Origin of the sequence: Rhodoferax antarcticus ANT.BR (assembly GCF_001938565.1) — a bacterium.
GTDB classification, from domain to species: domain Bacteria; phylum Pseudomonadota; class Gammaproteobacteria; order Burkholderiales; family Burkholderiaceae_C; genus Rhodoferax; species Rhodoferax antarcticus.
Genome location: NZ_MSYM01000011.1, coordinates 116,627 through 139,927, shown reverse-complemented (window position 1 = coordinate 139,927; position 23,301 = coordinate 116,627). Strand labels below are relative to the sequence as shown.

Below are 23,301 nucleotides of genomic sequence, written 5' to 3'. Positions count from 1 at the left end.
GCTCGTAAAAACGCCGTCAGAAGACGGCAGTTTTTGGTGGCGGAAGGGTCAGCTGGGTATCAGGTAGCGCTCCCCATGCGTGGGCTTTGTCAACCAGAAGAGCATCGGCAGTTCTTCTGACTTGTGCCCCCGGCGCACGGCTTCGTTGAAGAGTTCACGGCCTTGGGTCCTCACGCCATTGAAGCCCGGCTGGTGGGCGATGCGCTGCAGCAGCGCGGCCAGGGCGTTTTGGTGATGTTGGTTCGAGAGTTCGGCAATCAAGGCATGGTGCTCGGCCATCTCGGCCTTGGGCCTGCGCCAGGTCCAGCTTGCATTGCCGCGCTCATTGGGGCGGCGCACCAGCTCGTAGCCCAGCCAGTGAGCCCGTGGTGTACCGTCTACGGGCTGGAGTCGCTCAGCCTCAATCCCTGTGCCGGGCGTTGCCAGCATCAGCCACTCGACGGAGACCGCGCCTTCAGGCCAGTAGATGACCAGAAGGCAGTTCGCTTTACCAGCAGCCTTTCGGACCAGGCGCTGGCCAGGTGTGCAGCCGATACCGTACAGCTCGTGGAACTTGCGAATCAAGGCCAACGCTTTGGCAGGCTTGACGGCGCCTTGGGTAGTGCGGGTGTATCCCTTGGGGATGGCATCCAAAACTCTCGCGAGTGCCGAAGTCTTGGAGCGAGCGATTGGGGTTGAAATAGGCATAGGGTGCTCCTTGTGGTTATGAATAACCGTATAGGAGCACCCCCGCCTCATTTTTAGCAACTTCAGGCTATTGAGCCAAATTCACCGTCGAATCAGCATTGAGCGGCAATATTTGCTTTATGACGTTAATTGGCGTCTGCGCGTTCCGGGTGTGCAGAAGGCTCTTGACTTCACTTAGCTGATTGACGAGTCGGTCGATGGTTGACTGCTGTGACAAGCGCTCGGTGAGGCGGTCGCGCTCATCAAGCTGTGCCTGATGCTTGAGCTGGTCATGCTCTTTTTGCAATGCTTCGAGCTGCTCTAAAGCTGCGTTTGCATTCTTCTGCTCAAGCTCGCGTGACTTCTCTATTTCGACTAGATGCGCTAGTTGAGCAGAATCAGCTTTAGACAATTCATCGGTTAGAAAGTCGATATTGGCTGCGAAGGCAGTTAAGTCTTGGGATTGAGTTTGAACAACAGCAAGTGCAGCATCTCGCAGACCGACCAGCATGTCGATGCGGTGAAGAGTGGTCGACTGTGCAATATTGAAGGCTGCAGCCCAAATTTGCTGCACAGCGTCAACTGGAGCAGGTGGCACGCTGCCTGGCTCAACGGCAGCAGCAGGTGCAAGCTCCGCGCGCAGCGTGCCCAGGTGCTTTTGGATTGTCTGCATCGAACCGCGGCCGATGATGACGCGTAGGGCGCCTGCATTCGTACCCATTGGGTCATGGCCTCCCAGTGCTAACCGAACGTCATCAATGGTGATTGGCCCGGTGGAGATGATACTGGTGCTTTCTGAGCTCCATGCCGCAGAGTCGACAGGTGTTACCGCTGAAGTGGTTGAGGTAGGTTGGGTAGGTGGGTTGGGTGAAGTAATCACAGGTATCCTTTTTTGGTTGAGATACTAGGTATAGCTGTAATTACAGGTGTAAATGTAAATAGTGTAAATACACCGGCAGGAAGCGAGTTTTACACCGCCACGCAGATTATTTACACCCAGGCACGGCTGTTGGGTATTCCTGGCGCGCGGGGTGACGGTTGCGGTGCCAGTGTCTGAGGGGCGCCACCACGCAGGCTGGTGCTCACTCAAAAACTGCCTTGCTGGCTATGTGAGTGGCTTTTGGGGGTTTGTATTAATTGATGTTCCTGGAATTCACGCGCAGCCGAGCTATACATAAGCGAGGAAGACGATGTGGGCAGGAAAATGAGAGAGCGCAAGCTCTCGCAGTTTTCGCGTGCACGGCGGACTACTTAAAGCGCTTTGAGCGACAGATCGCTTTGCGTAGTCCGCCAACTACGAAAAACACACGCTATGTCGAAAGACATCGCAGCGACTCGCCAAGTCGTTTGCACACTGCTTTAGCTGCGTGCCGGGTAACCCTGGCTGGCGCGGCTGAGACGGGCGCTAGAGTGCGACAGCATTCTTTCGACCCAATCCCTAAAAAGGGCGGTGATGGGCGACACGGAAACGGGCGGCTTGGTAACAAGCTCTAACCCTGTTAATTGTGAATGGGTGTAAATCCCAAGTCTGGGGCGTTTGGAATAAGAACGGCGCGACAGATTCCGCGCGTGTGGGCTGCTGAGGGCGTAGAAATGCGTCAGGGGTGTGAGGGGAAACCTGGAACACTTGGCACCGTCGTAATGGACGGGTCGCTGGATAGCTCAAGCACGTAAATAGGGGTGTGAGTCCCCTTTATCGCGGTAAGAAACCTTGGTCATGCTCCTTCGGGAGTGATTCACTGATGACGAAGTCAGCGCGGGTAAGCCTTCGCTATGGAACATCGAGAGGCTGAAATCTGGCTCCTGCCAGAGTAAGCGTATGCGATGCGTTGACTTTTAGGTGACATGGCTTAAATCGTGGTTTCGACACAATTAGCTAACGTGGGAACCTCTTCGTGTCTTCGGGAAACCGAGATTCAGTTTGGCGACTGAAGGTGACAAAAGAGGGGGAGAGTTGATGACTAGCCTTTGAGCAAACTTCGAGCACTAATCATGCAAGCGGTAAGCGAGAACGAAAGTTCAGGTGAAAGTTGACGGCAGTGGAAAGTAGTGTGTCCCCTTTCGGGGAGGAGCTTGGCGGCTCATTTGTAGGGTGCTTTTCATGGAGCTTGGCGGCTTCATGAACGACAAACCAACCTTGGCGGGTTGGTGGCGATGGTGGTCATATTTTTACGGACAAAACCGACTCTAAAAGCCCTACCATTCGTAGGGCTTTTTTTTGGTTTGCACTCTGACTTTTCCGTCCTGCGGCCTGCATGCCCAGCCGTGCCCACTTTGTGGGCTGCCAACCCCCAGTGGACCCCAACTACTCAACATTTATGTTGCAACCTTTGTGAAGCTGGGCAAGCCGTTGGCCAGATGAACTTCGACCGTGACAGACGCCGCTTCCAGGCCCAGCAGGGCGCGACTTTGTACCAAAGACAGACTCATAAGACTCCCTAGCTAAAAAGGTGCGCAGCTCTGAGGCGGCGCTTGAAACGTGCACTATTTTGGTGTCAACTGTTTATTTATACAGATATGTTACCCCACAGATTTCCTGCGGGTTTGACCCGCCCCAAGCCACATCACACGGATCGCTGGCACGAACCCTGCTTAATCGGTTCGTCAACCCAATTGTTGGCTAGGCCAATGACCCAGAACCCGCCGAGTGTGACCCACTCTTTCCAAGCCCAAGGAGAACCCATGAAACTTGTCACCGCCATTGTCAAACCCTTTAAGCTCGATGAGGTGCGTGAAGCGCTCTCCAGCATCGGCGTGCAGGGCATCACCGTCACTGAAGTCAAAGGCTTCGGTCGGCAAAAGGGGCACACCGAACTGTATCGGGGTGCGGAATATGTGGTGGACTTTCTGCCCAAGGTCAAGCTTGAAGCCGCTGTCGCTGACGAGTTGGTCGACCAGGTCATCGAAGCCATCGAAGCTGCCGCGCGCACTGGCAAGATTGGCGACGGCAAGATTTTTGTCACCACCGTTGAGCAAGTGATCCGCATCCGCACCGGCGAGACCGGCGCCGAGGCGCTCTGAGCCTTTCAACACATCACACGAGATCACTCCTATGAAAAAACTACTTGTATCCCTTGCGTTGGGCATGAGCTTGTTGCTCGGCGGCACGGTGGTCATGGCCCAAGATACCGACACGCCTGCGGCCCCCGCCGCCGCCGCTGCTGTCGACACAGGCGCCATGCACTCAACACCTGTCGCAATAACGGTTGAAGCTTTGGCTGCGTCAACCCAGGCCGCAGCGCCTGCAGAGGCAGAAGCCGAACCCGCTGCTGGCGCAGCAGTCAAAGAAACCGTCGACAAAGGCGATGTAGCCTGGATGATGGTTTCCACCGTGCTGGTGATCTTGATGATCATCCCGGGCTTGTCGCTGTTCTACGGCGGCTTGGTTCGCAGCAAGAACATGCTGTCGGTTCTCATGCAGGTGATGGTGGTCTTCTCGCTGATCTCGGTACTCTGGGCCATCTACGGCTACAGCTTGGCCTTCGGTGGTGATGGCTTGATCATCGGCAACTTCGACAAGTTGTTCCTCAAAGGCGTCACGGTGGACTCTCTTGCTGCCACCTTCACGCCAGGTGTCATGATTCCCGAGTACATCTTTATTGCCTTCCAATGCACTTTCGCGGGCATCACCTGTGCCTTGATCGTCGGCTCTTTTGCTGAGCGCATCAAGTTTGCCGCCGTCCTGCTGTTCTGCGCCCTCTGGTTCACTTTCAGCTACCTGCCGATCGCGCACATGGTCTGGGGCGGCGGCGGCTACCTGTTCGCCAAGGGCGCATTGGACTTTGCCGGCGGTACCGTCGTGCACATCAACGCGGCCATGGCAGGTTTGGTGGGTGCCTATGTCATTGGCAAACGCATCGGCTACGGCAAGGAAGCCATGGCGCCACACAGCCTGACATTGACCATGGTGGGCGCCGCACTGCTGTGGGTGGGCTGGTTCGGCTTTAACGCGGGCTCCAACCTGGAAGCCAATGGCGGCACCACGCTGGCCTTCATCAACACCTTGTTCGCCACGGCGGCCGCTGTGCTGTCTTGGAATGTGGGTGAAGCCGTGACGAAGGGCAAGGCGTCGATGTTGGGTGCCGCGTCAGGCGCTGTGGCTGGTTTGGTGGCCATCACCCCAGCATGCGGAACGGTCGGCCCGATGGGCGCCATTGTCATTGGCCTGCTCGCTGGCTTCCTGTGCCTGTGGGGTGTAACGGGGCTGAAGTCCATGCTGGGCGCAGACGATTCACTCGATGTGTTCGGGGTGCACGGCGTGGGCGGCATTCTGGGCGCTTTGCTGACCGGTGTGTTCTCGGCGGGATCACTCGGCGGCGTCAAGGGCGACGACTACTCGATCGTCAGCCAATTGCTGATTCAGGCTGAAGGTGTGTTGATCACCATCGTCTGGTCTGGCGTGGTGGCCTTTGTTGCCTACAAGATTGTTGACCTGGTGATTGGCCTTCGTGTGTCAGAAGAGTCCGAGCGCGAAGGCCTGGACATCACCTCCCACGGCGAAACGGCTTACGGCAGGTGATCAGAAGCCAGCTTGCGGGCCTACGGGTCTGCAAGCTGGTTCAAGGGTCTGTTTGTTTAAGCGTTCACCCACCAGGGCTTTGCGGCTCGGGTGGGTTTTTACTGGCACAGCGCTGGTGCACATCACAGTAGCTATTTTATTCATAGCTGTTAGCGCTTATGGAACAAGGGCAAGAGGCCGATTTCTCTTACAAGACACCCTCTTTGCTAGCGCTTTGACCTGAGTCACAGGCCTGTGGGCACAATGCAAAGCCTACATCCTGACCGCTGGAGCCGCCATGACGACCACCGCCTCCCTTGCCGACACGCTTTGGCAAACCGTTAGCCCGCACCGCTGCCAACTGGGTGAGTCGCCGTTTTGGCACCCGCAGGAGCAAACGCTGTATTGGCTCGACATTCCCGGTAAACAGATTTTTCGCGCCAACACCTACATGGGCAGCGTTGAAACCTGGAACATGCCCAGCGAACCTGGTTGCATGGCGCCGGCCAAAGACGGTGGACTGGTGATCGCGCTGCGCGATGGCGTGTTTCGTGCTGCCGATTGGGGCGAGCCGCTGGTGCGCTTGGCGACACTGGATTACGACCCGGCCCACATGCGCACCAACGATGGCAAGTGCGATGCGCAGGGCCGGTTCTGGGTTGGCACCGTGGATGAGACACGCAGCCTTCAGAATGCCGCGCTGTACTGTATCGACGCGCGCGGCTCGGGTGAGGCGCATGTGGCTTGCAAAATCAGTCCGCGAAGTGGCATGAGCACCGCCAATGGCCTGGCCTTCAGCGCCAACAGCCGCACCCTGTACTGGGCCGACACCCCCAGCCACACCGTGTGGGCCTGGGACTTTGACCCGCTGACGGCTGACATGAGCGCACAGCGGGTGTTTGCCCGCTTTGCCCCGAAACCCGAGGGTTGGCAGTGGAAGTCTGCCGCCCCAGACAACGGCGGGCATGGCGTCTATGGCGGGCGTCCGGACGGCGCTACGGTTGATGCGCAGGGCAATTATTGGGTGGCCATGTATGAGGGCCAGCGGGTGTGCCAGTTCGCGCCCAACGGCACGCTGCTGGCCAGCCTAACGACTCCGCTGCTGTGCCCAACCATGGTCTGTCTGGGCGGTGAAGACCTGAAAACCCTGTATGTCACCAGCGCCGGTCTGAGCCCAAGCGCCGCCGAGCAAGCGGCCTACCCCTTGTCTGGCTGCGTGCTGAGCACCCGGGTCAAGACTGCCGGGCTGCCGGTGAATGTCTTTCAGGACTGGCCGCCGGGGTAGCCGGTCGTAGAATCATTTTGTGTGGTGGCCAGCGGTTGACCAAAGCGACCATCGCCCTCGGCCCGGAGCTATCTTCTGACGCTGAGGGACGCGTATCAAGCCCAGCCCATGTCGGGCTTGGGCTTTAACCGGGGAGAAAGCTTGTGAAAGATCTGGTTTGGGACAACATACTCAGCGTCGGTATCGATGAGATTGATGACGATCATAAAAAGCTGATCCACATCTTCAACATCCTCAACCGTGCCATCAGGGAAAAGGAATCCAAGGAATACCTTGCGGCCACTTTGGACGAGCTGATCAACTGCACGGTCTGGCACTTCAGCCATGAAGAACGCTTGATGCTCAAGCACCGTTACCAGCAGCGTGCCGAGCACAAAGCCGAGCACCAGGAGCTGATCCAAAGCGCCCGGGAGTTGCAGCAGGAAATTCTCCAGTCGGACAACCCCTTCACCGACGAACACGTACAGTTTCTGGAGCGCTGGCTCACCGAACACATCCTGACCACGGACGGACGCTTGGGTACTTATCTGTCTAATGTGATGTAGGCGCAGCTGGCGGTCTAGGCGCGTTGTTATGCGCATTGCTGGGCCCAGCATTTTTTGAACACAGGGCTTTCAAATAATTCAATCTGTTGCGCGCGTGCAGGTCGTAACATGGCGGCCCGTTACCTGAAGCCCTGGAAGACGCTGACATGACCGACACCCTGCAAGCCCTGATCGACGCCGTGCGCGATGCCATCGCCGCCAAGAGGCCACTGCGCATCCGTGGCCATGGCAGCAAGGACTTTTATGGCGGGTCGCTGCAAGGCACGGTGCTCGATACCACCGCGCACAGCGGTATCGTCAGCTATGAACCCACCGAACTGGTGATCACCGCCCGCGCCGGCACACCGCTGGCCGAACTGGAAGCTGCCCTAGCAGAAAAGGGCCAATGCCTAGCGTTTGAGCCACCGCGCTTCGGCGGGCGCGGCACCGTGGGCGGCATGGTGGCTGCCGGTTTGAGCGGCCCATCGCGCGCCAGTGTGGGCGGTGTGCGTGACTACGTGCTGGGGATGCAGCTGATCAATGGCCGCGCCGAGCACCTGACCTTTGGCGGCCAGGTGATGAAAAATGTGGCCGGTTATGACGTAACACGCCTGACCGTGGGCAGTCTGGGCATTCTGGGCGTGCTCACCGAGGTGTCGCTGAAAGTGATGCCGGTGATGCCTGCTGAGGCCACGCTGGTCTTTGAGATTGACCACGGGCAAGCGCTGGACCAGCTCAACGCCTGGGGTGCACAACCCTTGCCGCTCAATGCCAGTCGCTGGGCGCAGGGTGATGCGCCGCCGGGAGAATCAGGGCAGCTGTATGTGCGCCTGCGCGGTGCCGCAGCGGCGGTGAACGCGGCCATCAGCAAAATGACGCAAGACCTGCCCGGCGAGCTCGTGGACAACGCCCAAGCCGGGCCCGACTGGAGCGCCTGGCGCGACCAGACGCTGGCGTTTTTCAACGCCGCAGATCACCCGGACGAGGCCCTGTGGCGCCTAAGCCTGCCGCAAACTGGCCCGGCGCTGAACCTGCCCTGGCCGCAGCTGATGGAGTGGCACGGCGGCCTGCGCTGGGTCTGGGCACCCGAGTCGGAGCTTCAGAGGCTGCGTGACCTAACCCAAGCGGCAGAAGGATTTACTACGCTTTTCAGAGCTGCTAGCGCAAGCACCATAAGGGTTACAGGCCATTTTGAGCCTTTAGAAAAGCCTAATAACCAGATTCACGTCCGCCTGAAAGCCGAGTTTGACCCGGCGCACATCTTCAACCCCGGGCGCCTGGTGTCGTCACTCTAAGCCGGCGGACGCTGCCCCATGCAAATCCAACTCGCCCCCCAATACCAGGGCACCTCTGACGCCATGGCCGCCGAAGCGATTGTGCGCAACTGCGTGCACTGCGGCTTTTGCACCGCCACCTGCCCCACCTACCAGCTGCTCGGCGACGAGCTCGATGGCCCACGTGGGCGCATCTACCTGATCAAACAGGTGCTGCAAGGCGTGACACCCACGTGCAAAACTCAGCTGCACCTGGACCGCTGCCTGACCTGCCGCAACTGCGAAACCACCTGCCCCAGCGGCGTGCAATACGGCCATTTGCTGGACATTGGCCGCAAGATGGTGGAAGACCTGGTGCCGCGCCCCGCCGGCGACAAGGCGCTGCGCTGGGTGCTGAAAGAAGGCTTGACCTCACCGCTGTTCGGCCCGGCGATGGCTTTAGGACAGGCCGTGCGCCCTTTGCTGCCAGAGAGTTTGAAAGCGAACGTGCCCGCCAAACAACATGCGGGCGCTTGGCCCACGCGCCAGCATGCCCGCCAGGTGCTGATGCTGGCAGGCTGCGTGCAACCTGCCATGAGCCCGAACATCAACAGCGCCACCGCCCGCGTGCTGGACGCAGCTGGCATCCAGACGGTGATCGCGCCCAAGGCCGGTTGCTGCGGCGCGGTCAAGTTCCACCTGAACGACCATGACGGCGCCAAAGCCGAGATGCGCGCCAACATTGATGCCTGGTGGCCCTCTATCGAAGGCATGGACGGCAAACCGGGCGTTGAAGGCATTGTGATGAACGTGTCGGGCTGCGGCAAAACGGTGAAAGACTATGGTTTCGTGCTGCGCGACGATCCAACCCACGCCGTCAAAGCAAAGCGTGTCAGCGAACTCACCCAAGACATCTGCGAATGGTTGCCCGAATTCAGCGAAAAGTTGCGCCAACAAGTGCAACCCAGCGCCGGCCGGATTGCTTGGCACCCTCCTTGCTCGCTGCAACACGGTCAGAAATTGACGGGCGTTGTAGAAAAATACATGGTGGAGCTGGGCTTTAACCTCAAAATTACCGGCTGTGAGGCTCACTTGTGCTGCGGCTCGGCGGGCACCTACAGTGTGCTCAACCCCAAGATCGCCACCCAGCTGCGCGACCGCAAGCTAGGGCATCTGAACGAGACTTTTGACGGCAAGAAGCCCGACCAAATCGTCTCAGCCAACGTCGGCTGCGTCACCCATTTGCAAAGCGGGACTACCACGCCAGTGCGGCATTGGATCGAACTGTTAGACGAGGCTTTGCAACCCCGGCCCTGAGGCCTCCATAGCTCTTGATCGCATCAGCAGCTACTATTAGAATAGCTATTGGCGCTTATAGAACAAGGGCTAGAGGCAATTTTGATGCATAGGTTTGCATCACTCCGGAATCAGAGCAACGCACGATACAACGGCGCCTAAGACCCGTGCGGCGCGCTGTTGTGCTCCCGCTCCCAATAGTTCGGGCGTTCGTAATGGCGGTACAGATCGTGCTCCTGCTGGCGAGTGAACTCGGTCGCGGGATCGTAGCGCGGGCTGTCCTGGATCAACTCACGGGTGAGGTTCACACTCACGCGAGAGTCGGCCCAGCGAATGTCACTGACCCAGTCCGGCGGGATCAGCACTTGGTGTCCGAGCCACCAGTTGCTGGTGTCGGCCACCAGATAACGGATGCTCCAACTATCTTCTTCCACCAGCATGCCTTGCACATGGCCGATGTCACCGTCAGTGGCTTCCAAGTGGTTCCCGAGCACCGCCTGGCAGCTGCGCAAATGCGGGTCGTCGTTTTGCCGCAGGGTGGATTCGGCGCGCGCGTAGACGTCAGCCACTTCGGTCCTGACCTCGGCCAGGGTCTCGGGGTCCAGTCCTGGCGGTGGTGCCATTCCCGGGTTATACAAGCCGGTGCCCCATAGGCCGTCACCGCCCCAGTAATAGGGGTACCCATAGTAGTCGGCGTATTGCACCTCATGCTGGCGCGACACCGGTTGATTGGTGTCGATGTCGGGGCTGTTTTTGACCTCATCGCGGGTGATACGCACCGGCAGGCGCTTGTGTTCCCAATCGGCCTTCAAAAGCGAATACGGCGAGATCAGCACCTTGCGGCTCAACAGCCAAGAGCCGGTTTCCACCACCAAAAAGCGGACGGTCCAGCGCTGGTCGTCAAAGAAAAAATCGGTCACATGCCCAATTTCACCATCGGTGGCGCCAATGGTGTAGCCCTTGAGATCCTTCATGCTTCGCAACATAGCGCTTCCTTCAGTGTGGTGGTCAGAGCCCGACTGTGGACGCTTTGGCGCGTGTATTCTGTGCGCTAGCGCCCAATGAACGCAGAATCAGCAGACACGGACGCTATGCTAAAAGTAGTTGGGAAACTTTGTAGAAAACGGGCTGCAGTCCAATTTCTGTCACAGAATGCATCGATCTCAAAGAGCCCTTAATGCGTTCCCCCGGGTGCTCGCATGTTTTGCAAAAACTTGTGAAGAGACCTTGCAGGCCTGATACTGAACGCCAACCCTTTGCTGTCATGGCAGCAGTCACACTACATTAAATATAGCTACTAGCGCATATAAAATAAGGGCTAGAGCACTATTTTTATCACATCATCATGCCATTTCCCAACGCCTTTGAAAACCTGAATGTACTGTCGCAGCAAACCTTGTTGCCACCGTCCGCGCTGCACGATGCAGTGCCCGCCAGCGAGCGCGCCACACGCACGGTCAGCAGCGCCCGCAAGACACTGGGCAACATTCTGCGGGGCACCGATCATCGCTTGCTGGTGGTTGTGGGGCCATGTTCCATCCACGACATCAGCGCCGCCATGGCTTACGCGCAGCGCCTGAAAGCCCTGGCCGACGAGGTGTCAGACGTGTTGTTCATCGTCATGCGGGTGTATTTCGAGAAGCCGCGCACCACGGTGGGCTGGAAGGGGCTGATCAACGACCCGCGCATGGACGACTCTTTTCGTATCGAAGACGGCCTGCACATTGCCCGCAAGCTGCTAGTCGACCTCAACGACATGGGGCTGCCCTGCGGCACCGAGGCGCTGGACCCGATCACCCCGCAGTACCTGGGTGACCTGATCGCCTGGAGCGCCATTGGCGCGCGCACCACCGAGAGCCAGACCCACCGCGAACTCGCCAGCGGCTTGTCCAGTCCGGTGGGTTTCAAAAACGGCACCGACGGCAACCTGGACGTGGCGGTCAACGCCATGCTCTCAGCGGCCCAGCGGCACGCTTTTTTGGGCATCAACGAACACGGCCAGGTAGCGCTCACCCACACCCGGGGCAACGCCTTTGTTCACCTGATTCTGCGCGGCGGCAGTGTGCCCAATTACGACTCAGTGTCGGTGGCCCAAGCGGCTGACGAACTGGCAGCCGCCAAACTGCCCGTGAACATTGTGGTGGATTGCAGCCACGCCAACTCCCGCAAAAATCACAACCTGCAAAGCCTGGTGCTCAAGGATGTGGTCGGGCAAGTGATGGACGGCAACCGCGCCATCAAGGGCGTGATGCTCGAATCCAACCTGTTCGAGGGCAACCAGAAACTCGGCAAGCCTGAAGACCTGAAGTACGGCGTGTCGATCACCGACGCCTGCCTGAGTTGGGAGGCTACCGAAGCGGGTTTGCGCGAAGCCGCTGAGCGGCTGCGCACCCAGGCGCACTAAAGCGCCAGCGCCGCCTTGATGTCTTTGGCCATGCCAGCGGGCGTGTCCGTCGGCGCATAACGCTTGATCACCGCGCCGTTTTTACCCACCAGAAACTTGGTGAAATTCCACTTGATCGACTTGCTGCCCAGCAGGCCGGGCGCTTCAGCGCTGAGCCACTGGTACAACGGGTGCGCGGCGCTGCCGTTGACCTCGATCTTGGCCATCATCGGGAAACTCACACCATAGTTGCGCTGGCAAAATTGGGCAATCTCGCCGTTGGTGCCTGAGTCCTGGGCGCCAAACTGGTTGCACGGAAAGCCCAGCACCACCAGCCCTTTGGCGCCATAGGTTTCATGCAGCGTTTCCAGCCCGGCAAACTGCGGCGTAAAGCCACAGGCGCTGGCGGTGTTGACGATCAACATGGCTTTGCCCTCGAAATTTTTCAAAGGCACCGGTTTGCCATCGATGGACAGCGCGTCAAAGTCGTAAATAGTAGTCATGGGCGTAATCTCTCATGTTTGTAGAACCACACAATTTCAAGGCTTATTCGCTGCGAGATTAGGCGTACCGCTGCAGACAGTGCTTTAGCACGGCAGTTTGTAGAACCACACAATTTCAAGGTTCCCCCTACTGCGAGATTAGGCGCACCGCTGCAGACAGTGCTCCTCCAAAAAAGTTTGTAGAACCACACAATTTCAAGGTTGATTCGCTGCGAGATTAGGCGCACCGCTGCAGACAGTGCTTTAGCACGGCAGTTTGTAGAACCACACAATTTCAAGGTTGATTCGCTGCGAGATTAGGCGCACCGCTGCAGACAGTGCTTTAGCACGGCAGTTTGTAGAACCACACAATTTCAAGGTTGATTCGCTGCGAGATTAGGCGCACCGCTGCAGACAGTGCTTTAGCACGGCAGTTTGTAGAACCACACAATTTCAAGGTTGATTCGCTGCGAGATTAGGCGCACCGCTGCAGACAGTGCTTTAGCACGGCAGTTTGTAGAACCACACAATTTCAAGGTTGATTCGCTGCGAGATTAGGCGCACCGCTGCAGACAGTGCTTTAGCACGGCAAAGCGGTGCAACGACATATCGCAGCGAATCAACCTTGAAATTAGCCGTGAGCTTTGTCGTTGCGGGCTATGTCCAGCAAGCGCTCCACCTCGGCGCTGTGCTCGCGGCAATTGCGCGCGTGCCAGCGCTTGATCACCCACATGAACCCGGCAATGGTCAGCCCAAACATGGTGATAGCGCCAAAGGTGGGCAAACCCAGCCCGGTAGACAGGCTGTAGAACGCACCTAGCACCAGAATGCAGGCCTGCTCGTTGAAGTTTTGCACCGCAATCGAGCGCCCGGCGCCCATCAGGTTGTGGCCCCGATGCTGCAACAGCGCATTCATCGGCACCACCAGAAAACCACCCAAAGCGCCCAGCAGAATCAAGAACGGTGCCGCCACCCAGACGTTGGTGATAAAAATCAGCATGATGATCAGCAGGCCCATGCCAATGCCCAGCGTGATGACCCGTGGCCCGTCTTCTAGGCGCATGCGCATCGACGCCAGCACCGCACCAGCCGCCATGCCAATCGCCACCACACCCTGCAAAGCCGACGCTTGCGTCACCCCGTAACCCAGCGCCGCCGAGGCCCAGGCCAGCACAATAAAGCGCAAATTGCCCGCTACACCCCAGATCAAGGTGGTGGCCGCCAGCGAGATCTGGCCCAGCTTGTCACGCCACAAACGGGTGTTGCACGACCAGAAATCGGGCAGCAACGAGCTCATCTTTTTGGGCAACGGGCGCATCAACACGCCTGTGAGCGGTATACGGGTGTTGAACCAGGCAGCCAGCAGGTAGACAAAAATCAGCATCGCAATCGCTGCTTCAGCTTGGGTCACGATGCCCAGGTAACCCAGGGGCTGCACCGCCAAAATCTTGTTGGCCACGATCGGTGCGACCAGTTGGCCGCCCAGCAACACACCCAGAATGATCGAGCCAATGGTCAGCCCCTCAATCCAGCCATTGGCCTTGACCAACTGCGAGGCGGGCAGTAATTCGGTCAGGATGCCGTATTTGGCAGGTGAATAGGCCGCTGCGCCCAGGCCCACCACCGCATAAGCGAGCAGCGGGTGCGAGCCAAACAGCATGAACAGGCAACCCGCCACCTTGATGAAATTGCTGATCAGCATGACCCGGCCCTTGGGCATGGAGTCCGCCAGCGCGCCAACATACGGCGCCAGCACCACATAAAACAGCGCAAACATTGGCACCAGCGCCGCCTGCTGCCAATCAGGGGACTGATTGGAACGCAGCAACTGCACGGCGGCCACAAATAATGCGTTGTCTGCCAGCGAGCTAAAAAACTGCGCTGCCATGATGGTGTAAAAGCCGCGTTTCATCAGGAAAAAAGACACGCCTGTGAACCAGGCTCCAATCGATGTTATTTGTCTCCGAACAGGGCGGGGTTATAGCACGGCACGGCAGTGTCAAAATCCGCTCATTCTTATTGTCTCAAAGCGCATCACACCATGCCCCGCCCGATCCTCGCCACCATTCACTCTGCTGCACTGCAGCACAATTTGGCGCGCGCGCGCCAGGCCGCCCCTGACGCCAAAACCTGGGCAGTGGTCAAGGCCAATGCCTATGGTCACGGCATTGAGCGGGCGTTTGAGGGCTTGCGCAGCGCCGATGGTTTTGCCCTGCTGGATCTGGAGGAAGCCCAGCGGGTGCGCGCTTTGGGCTGGCGTGGCCCGATCCTGCTCCTGGAAGGCGTGTTTGAAACGCGTGACCTGGAACTGTGCTCGCGCCTGGACCTGTGGCACACGGTGCATTGCGACGAGCAGATTGACATGCTGGCCGCGCACAAGACCAATCTGCCGCACCGCGTTTTCCTGAAACTGAATTCCGGCATGAACCGGCTGGGTTTCACGCCAGAGCGCTTTCGCAGTGCCTGGGCGCGGCTCAATGCGCTGGCGCAGGTGGATGAAATCTCGCTGATGACGCACTTCAGCGACGCCGACGGTGCGCGCGGCATCATTCACCAGACGCGGGTGTTCAACGAGGTCACTCGCGATTTGCCCGGCGAGCGCACTTTAAGCAACAGCGCCGCCACCTTGCGCCACATGACAGACCATGCGGCGACAGATTCAGACCCGCAAGACAGCCTGGTGTCTGACTGGATCCGCCCGGGTATCTTGCTGTACGGCAGTTCGCCAGACCATCCGCAGCACACCAGCGCAGATTGGGGCCTGCTGCCGACCATGACGTTATCATCAAAGATAATAGCTACTCAGGCAATAGATACGGGGGCTAGCGTCGGTTATGGCTCAAATTTTGTGGCGGACAAGCCGATGACGATAGGCGTGGTGGCCTGCGGTTATGCCGACGGCTACCCGCGCGTCTGCCCCACCGGCACACCCATTCTGGTGGCAGGCCAGCGCACCCGCACGCTCGGGCGCGTCAGCATGGACATGCTCGCCGTCGACCTCACGCCGCTGCTCCGTGCGGGCCTAAGCGTTGGTTTTGGCACCGAAGTGACGCTCTGGGGCCGCGCCAGCAACGCTGCGGTACTGAGCATTGACGAGGTAGCGTACGCCGCAGGCACCTTGGGTTACGAGCTGATGTGCGCACTGGCACGGCGTGTGCCGGCACAGGTGCAAGACTGATGCCCAAATATGTGCCGGTGCCGCTGGAGCGGGTGCAACTGGGCAAACCTCTGCCGGTGGATATCTGGAGCCCCGGCGGGCAGTTACTGCTGCGCCGCCAGCAAATTCTGAGCACTGAAGCGCACCGCGACATGCTCGCCGAGCGCCAGGCCTGCATGACCGAAGCCGATGCCCAAGCCTGGCAGCGCAGCCTAGACCGCCAGATGCGCAGGTTTTACAACGAGGGTGCCGATCTGTCGCTGCTGGCCCAGATGCCGCTGCCCAGCGAGATCGCCGAGGACGACTTTCTGCCCGGCCACGAAGTGAGTGGCGGCTGGATGGATGTGCAAGATGTGCTGCGCGGCCTGCTGTACCAAGGGGTATCCGCGGTTAGCCCCTTGCCGAGGCTTGACGCGCTGGAAGACCGCGCCCTGGCGCTGCTGCAAAGCAACCCCGACGAAGGCCTGTTCACCTTGTTTCAGGCGCTGCCTGACCTGAGCCTGGGCTACTGTGCCACCCACGCGCTGCTGTCGGGGCTGGTGTGCTCGCTCACCGCCGACAAGCTGGCTTTAAAGCCTAGTGCACGCGCCACCCTGATGCGCGCCGCGCTGGTGATGAACATTGGCATGGCTCGCCTGCAAGACAACCTGGCGCGCCAAAAAACCGCCCCCAACCCGGCTCAGCGCCAAGACATTGATGACCACGCAGCGTTGGGCGTGACCATCTTGCAGCGTCTGGGCGTGCTAGACCCAAGCTTGCTGGTCATCGTGCAATGGCACCACACACCCGATCTCCTCGAAGGTGAGGGTGCCCCTTTGATGCTGGTGCGCCTGATGAATCTGGCCGACGCGCTGATCGCCAAAATGGCGCCGCGCCAGGTGCGCCACGCCATGTTGCCGCTGGCCGCCACCAAAATGTTGGTGATGCAAAGCTCCCCAGACACCGTCCAACTGCGCCAAGCCATGGCCGCAGCGCTGGGTTTTTACCCGCCCGGCACCTATGTGCATCTGGCCAATGGTGAAACCGCCGTGGTCATTTGCCGCGGCGCGCGTGCCAACAGCCCGCATGTGGCCAGCATCATCAATGCCAACGGCATGCCGTTGAGCACCTACAACTACCGCGACACCAGCACATCCGGGCTGACCGTGACAGCACCAGTGGCCGAACACACCCTTCATGTCAAGGTGAACCCGGACAAAGTGAAGCGCCTGCGCCAATTGCACGGGGTGTAATCAATGAAAGCAAGTGGCTCAATAGCTGGTCAATGTAGAGCCCATCAACATCCTGATGCAGCAAAACCGATGGCGCGCTTGCCCAGGTAAAACCCGCTTGATGCGTTTGCAGCTCTTGTTCACTGTTGCCGCTCAACACAAAGCCACAGACTGGCACCGAGAATTTCCAGTTGGGGACCACTTTTTCAAGCAGATAGAACTTGTCGGCAGGCCATTGGTGGCGCAAGCCTTTAGGCTCTACAAAGGCCAGTGCTTGGGCGTCGCCACACTTGAGCCACAGCAAAAAGTCAGGATAAAACCCTTCTGCAGCAAACAGACCAACACCGACGCCTGACAAATTGCGCAACAACGCGACTTCGATGCCCGCCCATTGCGCCTCCTGATGCATGCGCTCCCAAACACGTCGCAGATCCCAAACCAGTCGGGCTTCACTGTTTTCCAATGCCGGGGGCGATATGCGCAGGCTGATCGGCTGGTCGTCAAGCAAGCTCAGCTGCGCGCCAGCCTGCACCACCACAGCAGGCGACGCCAATAACAACGGCGCGTATAAATGCTCTGGAATGTGCAGGCGAGGCAAGGGCAAAGACAAGTCATCGGTATCTGTTCCTTCAGCCAACGCTGTCAGCACCTGGGCCAAAGTGTCGCGCAGGTCAATTTCACCAACCTCTTCCCGCAACAAACCCACCATACGCTCCCAACCTCGCGGCCTGATCTGCGCGCCTTTCAGGCCTTTTTGCAGCGCGTCCAATGCCGCCTTCATCACCGGTTCAACGAGCATGGCCTCTATGCGATAGCCCATCCTGGTCGTGCCATCGGGCATGGTTTGCATGGGAAAGTTGGCATGCGCTGCGGTGATCAGCTCCGACTGCGGCTGTTCCGTCAAAAAGGCCAGCCTCGCTCGACGCAAACACCGCCCCAGCGCGGCCTCCCACTGCGCGAGCACCTCATGGCGCAAACGTAGTTGTAGCGCCACAGACACCGGCAACAACACACCGGGGACACTCACCCGGATGGCTCTCAACCAGATGTGCGCACTTTGGGGCGTCACCCACACCTGTTGTAAATTTTGCTGGCGCTTGCATTTCATCGCGTGCTGAAAGAGGGACTCGGCAGTCAAAGCCCCATCCAACAAATCACTAGCGCAATAGCTCTGCACCGCTGACTCCAAAGCCTGCGCGGCACCCACGCCGTCTTGCAACATCAAGTGGCTGGACAAATCCAGTTGCACCCCACCATGCTCGCTCGCTACAAAATTGACTATGCGCCGACCAAAAGCCGCTATCCGTGCATCGTCATGTCTTGGCACGTGCAGGCCCAAAGTTGTCAAATCCGCGTTCATGGTCACAGGTAGGACAGCACTTTGCGCAGGCAGGCCCTCACGTCCAAGTGATTCAAGCCAGGTCTGGATGTACTCTGCCTTTACGCCAAACACATACAGCGTTTCAGCCAGTGCAATACCTGCCGGGTGCGGCCCCATGGCGGGCACATGGTTAGCGCGCTTGAGTTGTCCGCCCACACCCGCTAGGCGCACACCGCGCCCAAACAATTGAATCACCTGGGTGCCCGCATTGCGCCCAATTTGCATCAGCCCCAGAGTACTCACCCGAAAGCTCGACCAGCCTTCAATAAATTTACGTGAGCCGATCAAAAATTTCAGCTCCGGGCTCTGATCGAGCCGGGCGAACAGCGACCCGGTGACGGCATCTGCCTCCTCCACCACCAGGCCCGCCGCCTTCAAGACTGCGGCTAGCTTGGGCGCGTCACCCACATAGGCCGTGCCAAACCAATGGTCTTTGGGTGCACCGGGCAGGCGCAAGCCCAACTCGTCTTTGGACAGCGCACGCACTGCCAACTGACCTCGCCCACCGAACAAATCTGTGCACATTTGCACATGCAATGCTGCCACACCCAGGTCGCGTTCAGCGCGCAAGTCAAGCTGCGCGGCAAACAGCGCTTGCTGAATCGGGTTGGCAGCATCCAGCACCTGCGCGAGCAACCCCTGTGCAAAGGGCACATCGTGCGCAAACCGGGCCAAAAATACCACTACTTGCACCACGTCCTGACTTTTGCCAGTCACGCTTTGGCCTACAAAAACGGCCAATGGGGGGCTTAGTCGGTAGGTTTGTGCGCGGGCTGCATCAGCACCGTGGTAACGCACCTGCCGCCAAAAGGCAATCAGCGCCGCCGCCAACACCACGTCTTGTGCATGCGCGTCCCGCGTGACCAAGCTCTTGGGGCTTTTGCCAAAACCATCCTCATGAAAACGGCGGTAGCCGTAATCAAACACCGTGCAGCGGGCGTAGTCGTTGAAAAAGCCTGCATCACCATCGGCAATTTGGGCAAATGTGGCCGAGTATTCAAACTCGAAACCTGCGCCGCCCTCCACCGGGTGCAGGCTGTGGGTGCCTACCAGGGCCTGGCGGCGCTCTCGAAAAGCCGACTCATCGCCCGAATTGCTCTTGCCGCCTTTGTGCCCCTCATCCACCATCAACAGGTTGGGGCCTGGATACTGATCAGTGCTAACCGACACGCCCGCCTTCACCCGCACCCGCTGGCCGTCTTTGTCTTCGGGCAAATACAGCTTGGTGAGCTCTGTCACCTCTAAAGACCGCTCCAGCGCAATCTCGTCCAGCCCACTCAAGCCCAACTCGGTACGGTGCTGGGCTGATAGCGTCTCGTTGGGCGTGAGCAGCAGCACACGCTGCGGCGCACGACCCAAAACACCCTTGGCGTGGCGCAAAAACTGCAGGGTGTTCAGGTGCAGCATGAGTGTTTTGCCGCTGCCCGTGGCCATCCACAAGGCCAACCGGTTTAACTCCGGGCCGACAACTTCTGGCAAAAAGGGCAACTCCAACTCACGCAGGGCGTTGAGCTCAGTCACCATATCAGCACGTCCAAGGGGTGCCGCCAAACGGTACAGGTAGTGCTCGACAAACAGCGCGGCCAGCCACTGGAAATGCGTCAGCGCAAACCGCTGGCCTGTGGCCGCCTCCCGCGCCCTGGCAATACCTGACCAGTCGGCCATGAATGCGTTCTCGTGCTGGGCCAGCACGTCTGGCGGTGCGCGAAGGCCATTGCGTGAAAGCACCGCAGCCAGACGCGCAGACGCCCCTGGTGCGCCGGTATCAGGCGAGTCCTTCACCCGCTCCAGCAAATCGTTGTATCTGCCGCCAAATTCGTGGGCCAGCCAGCGCACCAACAGCAGGCTGCGGTCAAACCGCTGACCACGAACGCTGGGCGATTTGGTTGATTTGATGGCTTTGGCTGGCTTAGCCATGGCTGGTGCCCCGTGCCCGCGCCATCATGCGCTGCGCCAACAAGCCGTCGAGGCTGGTGGCGCGCACACCCGCTGGCCAAAACGCCGAACGGTTGTGAAAGATGTTGCCAAAATCACTCAAACCCAGCCCCCACACCCGTTGCACCTGGCCCTGCAGCCACTCGTACTCGGCTTGGGCCGCCTCGGCTGTGCGCTCGTCGTCGGCCGTGCGCAACCACAGTAGCACGGGCTTGGCGGCCAGCGGCGTACCGGTGCCGCTGCGGCTTTGCTCTAGGACCAATTCAGCGGCCATCGCGGCGTGCATGAGCTGGTGGCGCTGGCCGTGTGCGTCCAGCAGCTCTATCTGGCGCTTGGGCACCAGCCCCAGCAGCAGGCGGGCCGTTTCCAGCATGTCCACAGCCACAACGCGCTCGCCCGTGGGCTCGTGCAGCGTGAGCTGGTAGTCAAACGGATGGGTAAGTTCGCTGGTGGACAGGCGAACCGCATGGGCGTTGGCCGCAGTGGTGCCGTCGCCACTCACGCTGTCCACCAGCCAGTAGCGCAGCAGGTGTTCGCCAGCATCATTCGCTACCAAGTTCATAGCTGCTTGCGCTTGTTCTAATTGGGCTAGAGGCCGATTTTCCTCTAAGTCCAACGCGTTGAGGCTGTCTTCATAGCGCTCCAGCCGCAGCACCCGGACCAGGGGCAGGGTGCGACGGCTCCAGTGTTCACCAACGGCCTCCAACATGGCACCGGCTTTGTCCATCTTGTCAGCGGCGGTGTGCTGCACACTGTCTTTGGGCGCACCGTCTTTCCATTCAGGCGAAGTCATGACTTTGGCGATGCGCGGGAGCGTGACAGTGTCAAAGTATTCGCCCTGCTCCACCAGCAGGAACTTGCGTGCACCACCGTCTTCGCGGTTGAGGTTGATGACGGCATGGCCGGTGGTGGCACTGCCAGCGAAGAAATCGAGGGTAATGGAATCTGACCGATTGGCGCCGCCCACATAGATGCTGTCTTGCACCGCATGGATGGATTTGGGGTAAGAGAATGGCGGTTTGCCAAACATCTTTTTCAGCAAAGCTGTGCCGTGCTCGGTGGCGCTGTACTTGGCATCAAACCAGGTGGTGACTGCAACCACACCTTCTTCGTTGGGGCGGCGTTTGTAATAGACATAGTTCTTGCCGCTACGGTCTTTGCGGACTTCGATCTCTTTCATGCAATCACGAACTTTTTCGTGACTCCAGCGCCATGTTTTCTCATTACCTTTATCGTCAATCGGCCAAGTCGTTACTTCGGTCTCTAACGGTGAATCGCTTACCACCCACTCTTGCATTTCGTCATCCCAAGTCAAAGTTGGAATGCGAACTTTTGTGTCCGATACGTAAAGTGGGTAGTGCAAGGCGCGCCGCGCGCTTCGGTCTGAGTTAGACCCCTCACGCCGCAGATTGCGCCACTCAAAAGCCCCATCAGCGTCCAACTCCGAGAAGCGTGCGACCTGGTCTTCAGTCGGGTTCATTTTCCCAACGGTGGCTTCGGCGCTTCGGCCCACAAAATGCACATATTCGTGTGAAACGGAAAACCCTGCCTTGGTAGGCCGGCCTGACGGATTGGCGCGCACAGCCACTGTTCCCAAAACGGTTTCTGGGTAGTCGTGCTCCAACTGCAAACGCAGTGCGGCGTTTTCTGCGTCGTCAATGGCAATACAGAGAACGCCCGTTTGGTGCAGGATGCCCATGGCGCAATGCACCCGGCGGTCCATCAAGGACAGCCAACTCGATTCCCGAAAGCCGTTTTTGTAGTCAATGGGTGAGGCATCGGTGTTGTAGGGCGGATCAATATAGATGCACTTCACCCGCTCGCGGTAGGCTGGCTCCAACGTGCGCAGCGCGGCGTAGTTGTCGGCATGCACCAGTTCACCAGCGAGTGCGGCTTCGATGTCGTCAAAGCAGGCCAGCACGCGGGCTTTGAAGGCTGGGGCAAAGTGCTGGGTGTGCAGGGGCAAATGGGGGTAGGCAGCCAGCAGCCTTTTACCGCTGGGCTGTTTGGTTTTGTCCCCAACCCAGCCAGCCCACTCTTTGACCAGTGCTGCATTGGCGCAGGCCTCATCGACCAGTTTTTGACCCGCTGCGCCAGCTTCACGCAGGAGCCAACTGCATTGGACAAGGTAGTCGGCCTGCAGCACAAACTTGCGCTTTTCAAACAGGATGGCCTGAAAGGTTTCGATCTGGTTCAAGAAGGTGATCAAGTCCAGGGCAATTTGCCGCACCAGCTTGAACTTGGCGCGCAGACGTGGCAAATCCACATCTTGCGCATCCCAGACCTGCACAAATTCATGCTTGAGGTAGACCTCCAACTCGCCGCGCAAAAAATCGCCCAGCTGGGGGTGAACAAAGAAGTCGCTGGTGTTTTTGCGCACAAAGCGACGGGCATTGCGGGCCAGCATGTCGGGGTCGAGGGCTTTGGGCGCTTGGGCGGCTTTGAAATCAACGCCTTCCAGCCAGGCGTTTAGTACGCGGTCTTGCAAGGTATTGCCTTCGGTAGAGAAATCGGCGCTGGTGTCAGCATCGGCATCGGCCCCTGTGGCATCGTTGCTTTCAGACGAATTGGCATCGTAGCCCTCGTCTTTGCTGCGTGACGTGATCTTATTTTTATAGCGCCTGGCTTCCGGATCGGTGGGGGCGCGCCATTGCCATTGCAGTTCAAATCCACCAGCTACAGCTTTGAAGGTGGCGGGGAAAAAGTGTTTGGTACTGCCTTTGGCGTTGTCCTTTTCAGTGTCAGCGCGCTCAAGGCTAAAACGCACATCGCCGGGGCCGTCTTTGTAAGCAAAACGGCTGAACAGCTCACCGCTTTTGATGTAGTGACTGCCTTTGGTAGCCCAATGAAAGTGGGTGTCTTGCCCGTTATAGGGCACGGCATAGGCGGCGCTACCACCGCGGCGAGCACGGGGAATGAAGTCGCCTTCGTCCCAATAGCGGTTGAAAAACGTGTGCAGGTGGTAATAGCAATTGGCTGACTCGGAGTGGGCCAGAGCCTGGCCACCGACGAGTGCCAACTCGGCGCTCCATTGGGCAATACGGCTAGGCAGGGCGTCTTCCAGATACGCCAGCACCAGGGCTCGGCGGTAATTCAGGACGCGGTAAATACCAAAGTCAAGGTCGGCGGCATCAAGCTTGAGAATGTCTTGCTTTAGCAAATCAAGGAAACGGACCTAGGATGAGTTGTCCGCACGACTGCTGGACGGCGTTGGTGTTGTCATAAATGAT

The 23,301-nt window shown here is 58.9% G+C and carries 16 protein-coding genes; 9 read left to right on the top strand and 7 right to left on the bottom strand.

The features are described 5' to 3' along the window. Positions 1-48 precede the first annotated feature (48 nt). Both BLL52_RS07670 and BLL52_RS07665 read right to left on the bottom strand, forming a co-directional pair. Entirely contained in the window at positions 49-687 is a 639-nt protein-coding gene (locus BLL52_RS07670; RefSeq protein WP_075586108.1) for a hypothetical protein, read from the bottom strand. Positions 688-754: 67 nt separating this feature from the next. Then, positions 755-1,546 (bottom strand): DNA-binding protein, encoded by a 792-nt coding sequence (locus BLL52_RS07665; protein ID WP_139313339.1) that lies wholly within the window; start codon positions 1,544-1,546, stop codon positions 755-757. Positions 1,547-3,348: 1,802 nt separating this feature from the next. On the opposite strand from BLL52_RS07665, the gene glnK reads away from it, so the two are divergent. The 6 genes from glnK (at position 3,349) to glcF (ending at position 9,543) form a co-directional block, all read left to right on the top strand. Beyond that, positions 3,349-3,687 carry a P-II family nitrogen regulator gene (gene glnK, locus BLL52_RS07660; RefSeq protein WP_075586106.1) on the top strand — a complete coding sequence of 113 codons (339 nt, stop codon included), beginning with the start codon at positions 3,349-3,351 and terminating at the stop codon, positions 3,685-3,687. A gap of 31 nt (positions 3,688-3,718) precedes the next feature. After that, positions 3,719-5,185 carry an ammonium transporter gene (locus tag BLL52_RS07655; protein WP_075586105.1) on the top strand — a complete coding sequence of 489 codons (1,467 nt, stop codon included), beginning with the start codon at positions 3,719-3,721 and terminating at the stop codon, positions 5,183-5,185. Positions 5,186-5,462: 277 nt separating this feature from the next. Continuing rightward, positions 5,463-6,449: an SMP-30/gluconolactonase/LRE family protein gene (locus BLL52_RS07650; protein ID WP_075586104.1), complete on the top strand. Its 987-nt coding sequence runs from the start codon at positions 5,463-5,465 to the stop codon at positions 6,447-6,449. A gap of 143 nt (positions 6,450-6,592) precedes the next feature. After that, complete coding sequence (locus tag BLL52_RS07645) at positions 6,593-6,994, top strand: bacteriohemerythrin (RefSeq protein WP_075586103.1); 402 nt, start codon at positions 6,593-6,595, stop codon at positions 6,992-6,994. Between the two features lie 146 nt (positions 6,995-7,140). Continuing rightward, a complete protein-coding gene (gene glcE, locus BLL52_RS07640) occupies positions 7,141-8,268 on the top strand; it encodes a glycolate oxidase subunit GlcE (protein ID WP_075586102.1) in 1,128 nt (375 codons plus the stop codon). An 18-nt stretch (positions 8,269-8,286) separates the two neighbouring features. Further along, positions 8,287-9,543 (top strand): glycolate oxidase subunit GlcF, encoded by a 1,257-nt coding sequence (gene glcF / locus BLL52_RS07635; protein ID WP_075586101.1) that lies wholly within the window; start codon positions 8,287-8,289, stop codon positions 9,541-9,543. A 137-nt stretch (positions 9,544-9,680) separates the two neighbouring features. On the opposite strand, the gene BLL52_RS07630 is transcribed toward glcF, so the two are convergent. Next, complete coding sequence (locus tag BLL52_RS07630; protein WP_075586100.1) at positions 9,681-10,508, bottom strand: PRC-barrel domain-containing protein; 828 nt, start codon at positions 10,506-10,508, stop codon at positions 9,681-9,683. 359 nt (positions 10,509-10,867) lie between these two features. Here BLL52_RS07630 and BLL52_RS07625 point away from each other — a divergent pair, with 359 nt between their 5' ends. Beyond that, positions 10,868-11,926, top strand: a complete 1,059-nt coding sequence (locus BLL52_RS07625; protein WP_075586099.1) for a 3-deoxy-7-phosphoheptulonate synthase — start codon at positions 10,868-10,870, stop codon at positions 11,924-11,926. Here BLL52_RS07625 and BLL52_RS07620 read toward each other — a convergent pair. Together BLL52_RS07620 and lplT are read right to left on the bottom strand one after the other, a co-directional pair. After that, positions 11,923-12,408, bottom strand: a complete 486-nt coding sequence (locus BLL52_RS07620; RefSeq protein WP_075586098.1) for a glutathione peroxidase — start codon at positions 12,406-12,408, stop codon at positions 11,923-11,925. The genes BLL52_RS07625 and BLL52_RS07620 overlap by 4 nt on opposite strands. Before the next feature lie 610 nt (positions 12,409-13,018). After that, positions 13,019-14,299: a lysophospholipid transporter LplT gene (lplT, locus tag BLL52_RS07615; protein WP_075586097.1), complete on the bottom strand. Its 1,281-nt coding sequence runs from the start codon at positions 14,297-14,299 to the stop codon at positions 13,019-13,021. A gap of 129 nt (positions 14,300-14,428) precedes the next feature. On the opposite strand from lplT, the gene alr reads away from it, so the two are divergent. After that, positions 14,429-15,565: an alanine racemase gene (gene alr / locus BLL52_RS07610; RefSeq protein ID WP_075586096.1), complete on the top strand. Its 1,137-nt coding sequence runs from the start codon at positions 14,429-14,431 to the stop codon at positions 15,563-15,565. After that, on the top strand, positions 15,565-16,776 hold the full coding sequence (locus BLL52_RS07605) for an HD-GYP domain-containing protein (RefSeq protein ID WP_075586095.1): 1,212 nt from the start codon (positions 15,565-15,567) through the stop codon (positions 16,774-16,776). The genes alr and BLL52_RS07605 overlap by 1 nt, the downstream gene beginning before the upstream one ends. Here BLL52_RS07605 and BLL52_RS07600 read toward each other — a convergent pair. Both BLL52_RS07600 and BLL52_RS07595 read right to left on the bottom strand, forming a co-directional pair. Then, on the bottom strand, positions 16,724-20,053 hold the full coding sequence (locus BLL52_RS07600; RefSeq protein WP_075586094.1) for a DEAD/DEAH box helicase family protein: 3,330 nt from the start codon (positions 20,051-20,053) through the stop codon (positions 16,724-16,726). The genes BLL52_RS07605 and BLL52_RS07600 overlap by 53 nt on opposite strands. Further along, positions 20,046-23,231 carry a site-specific DNA-methyltransferase gene (locus BLL52_RS07595; RefSeq protein WP_075586093.1) on the bottom strand — a complete coding sequence of 1,062 codons (3,186 nt, stop codon included), beginning with the start codon at positions 23,229-23,231 and terminating at the stop codon, positions 20,046-20,048. The genes BLL52_RS07600 and BLL52_RS07595 overlap by 8 nt, the downstream gene beginning before the upstream one ends. Positions 23,232-23,301: the final 70 nt, after the last annotated feature.

Bases quoted from the DNA above. Each gene is read 5' to 3' on its own strand.
- BLL52_RS07670 (WP_075586108.1), bottom strand. From the start codon at position 687: ATGCCTATTTCAACCCCAATCGCTCGCTCCAAGACTTCGGCACTCGCG.
- glnK (WP_075586106.1), top strand. From the start codon at position 3,349: ATGAAACTTGTCACCGCCATTGTCAAACCCTTTAAGCTCGATGAGGTG.
- BLL52_RS07655 (WP_075586105.1), top strand. From the start codon at position 3,719: ATGAAAAAACTACTTGTATCCCTTGCGTTGGGCATGAGCTTGTTGCTC.
- BLL52_RS07650 (WP_075586104.1), top strand. From the start codon at position 5,463: ATGACGACCACCGCCTCCCTTGCCGACACGCTTTGGCAAACCGTTAGC.
- glcE (WP_075586102.1), top strand. From the start codon at position 7,141: ATGACCGACACCCTGCAAGCCCTGATCGACGCCGTGCGCGATGCCATC.
- glcF (WP_075586101.1), top strand. From the start codon at position 8,287: ATGCAAATCCAACTCGCCCCCCAATACCAGGGCACCTCTGACGCCATG.
- BLL52_RS07630 (WP_075586100.1), bottom strand. From the start codon at position 10,508: ATGTTGCGAAGCATGAAGGATCTCAAGGGCTACACCATTGGCGCCACC.
- BLL52_RS07625 (WP_075586099.1), top strand. From the start codon at position 10,868: ATGCCATTTCCCAACGCCTTTGAAAACCTGAATGTACTGTCGCAGCAA.
- BLL52_RS07620 (WP_075586098.1), bottom strand. From the start codon at position 12,408: ATGACTACTATTTACGACTTTGACGCGCTGTCCATCGATGGCAAACCG.
- lplT (WP_075586097.1), bottom strand. From the start codon at position 14,299: ATGAAACGCGGCTTTTACACCATCATGGCAGCGCAGTTTTTTAGCTCG.
- alr (WP_075586096.1), top strand. From the start codon at position 14,429: ATGCCCCGCCCGATCCTCGCCACCATTCACTCTGCTGCACTGCAGCAC.
- BLL52_RS07605 (WP_075586095.1), top strand. From the start codon at position 15,565: ATGCCCAAATATGTGCCGGTGCCGCTGGAGCGGGTGCAACTGGGCAAA.
- BLL52_RS07600 (WP_075586094.1), bottom strand. From the start codon at position 20,053: ATGGCTAAGCCAGCCAAAGCCATCAAATCAACCAAATCGCCCAGCGTT.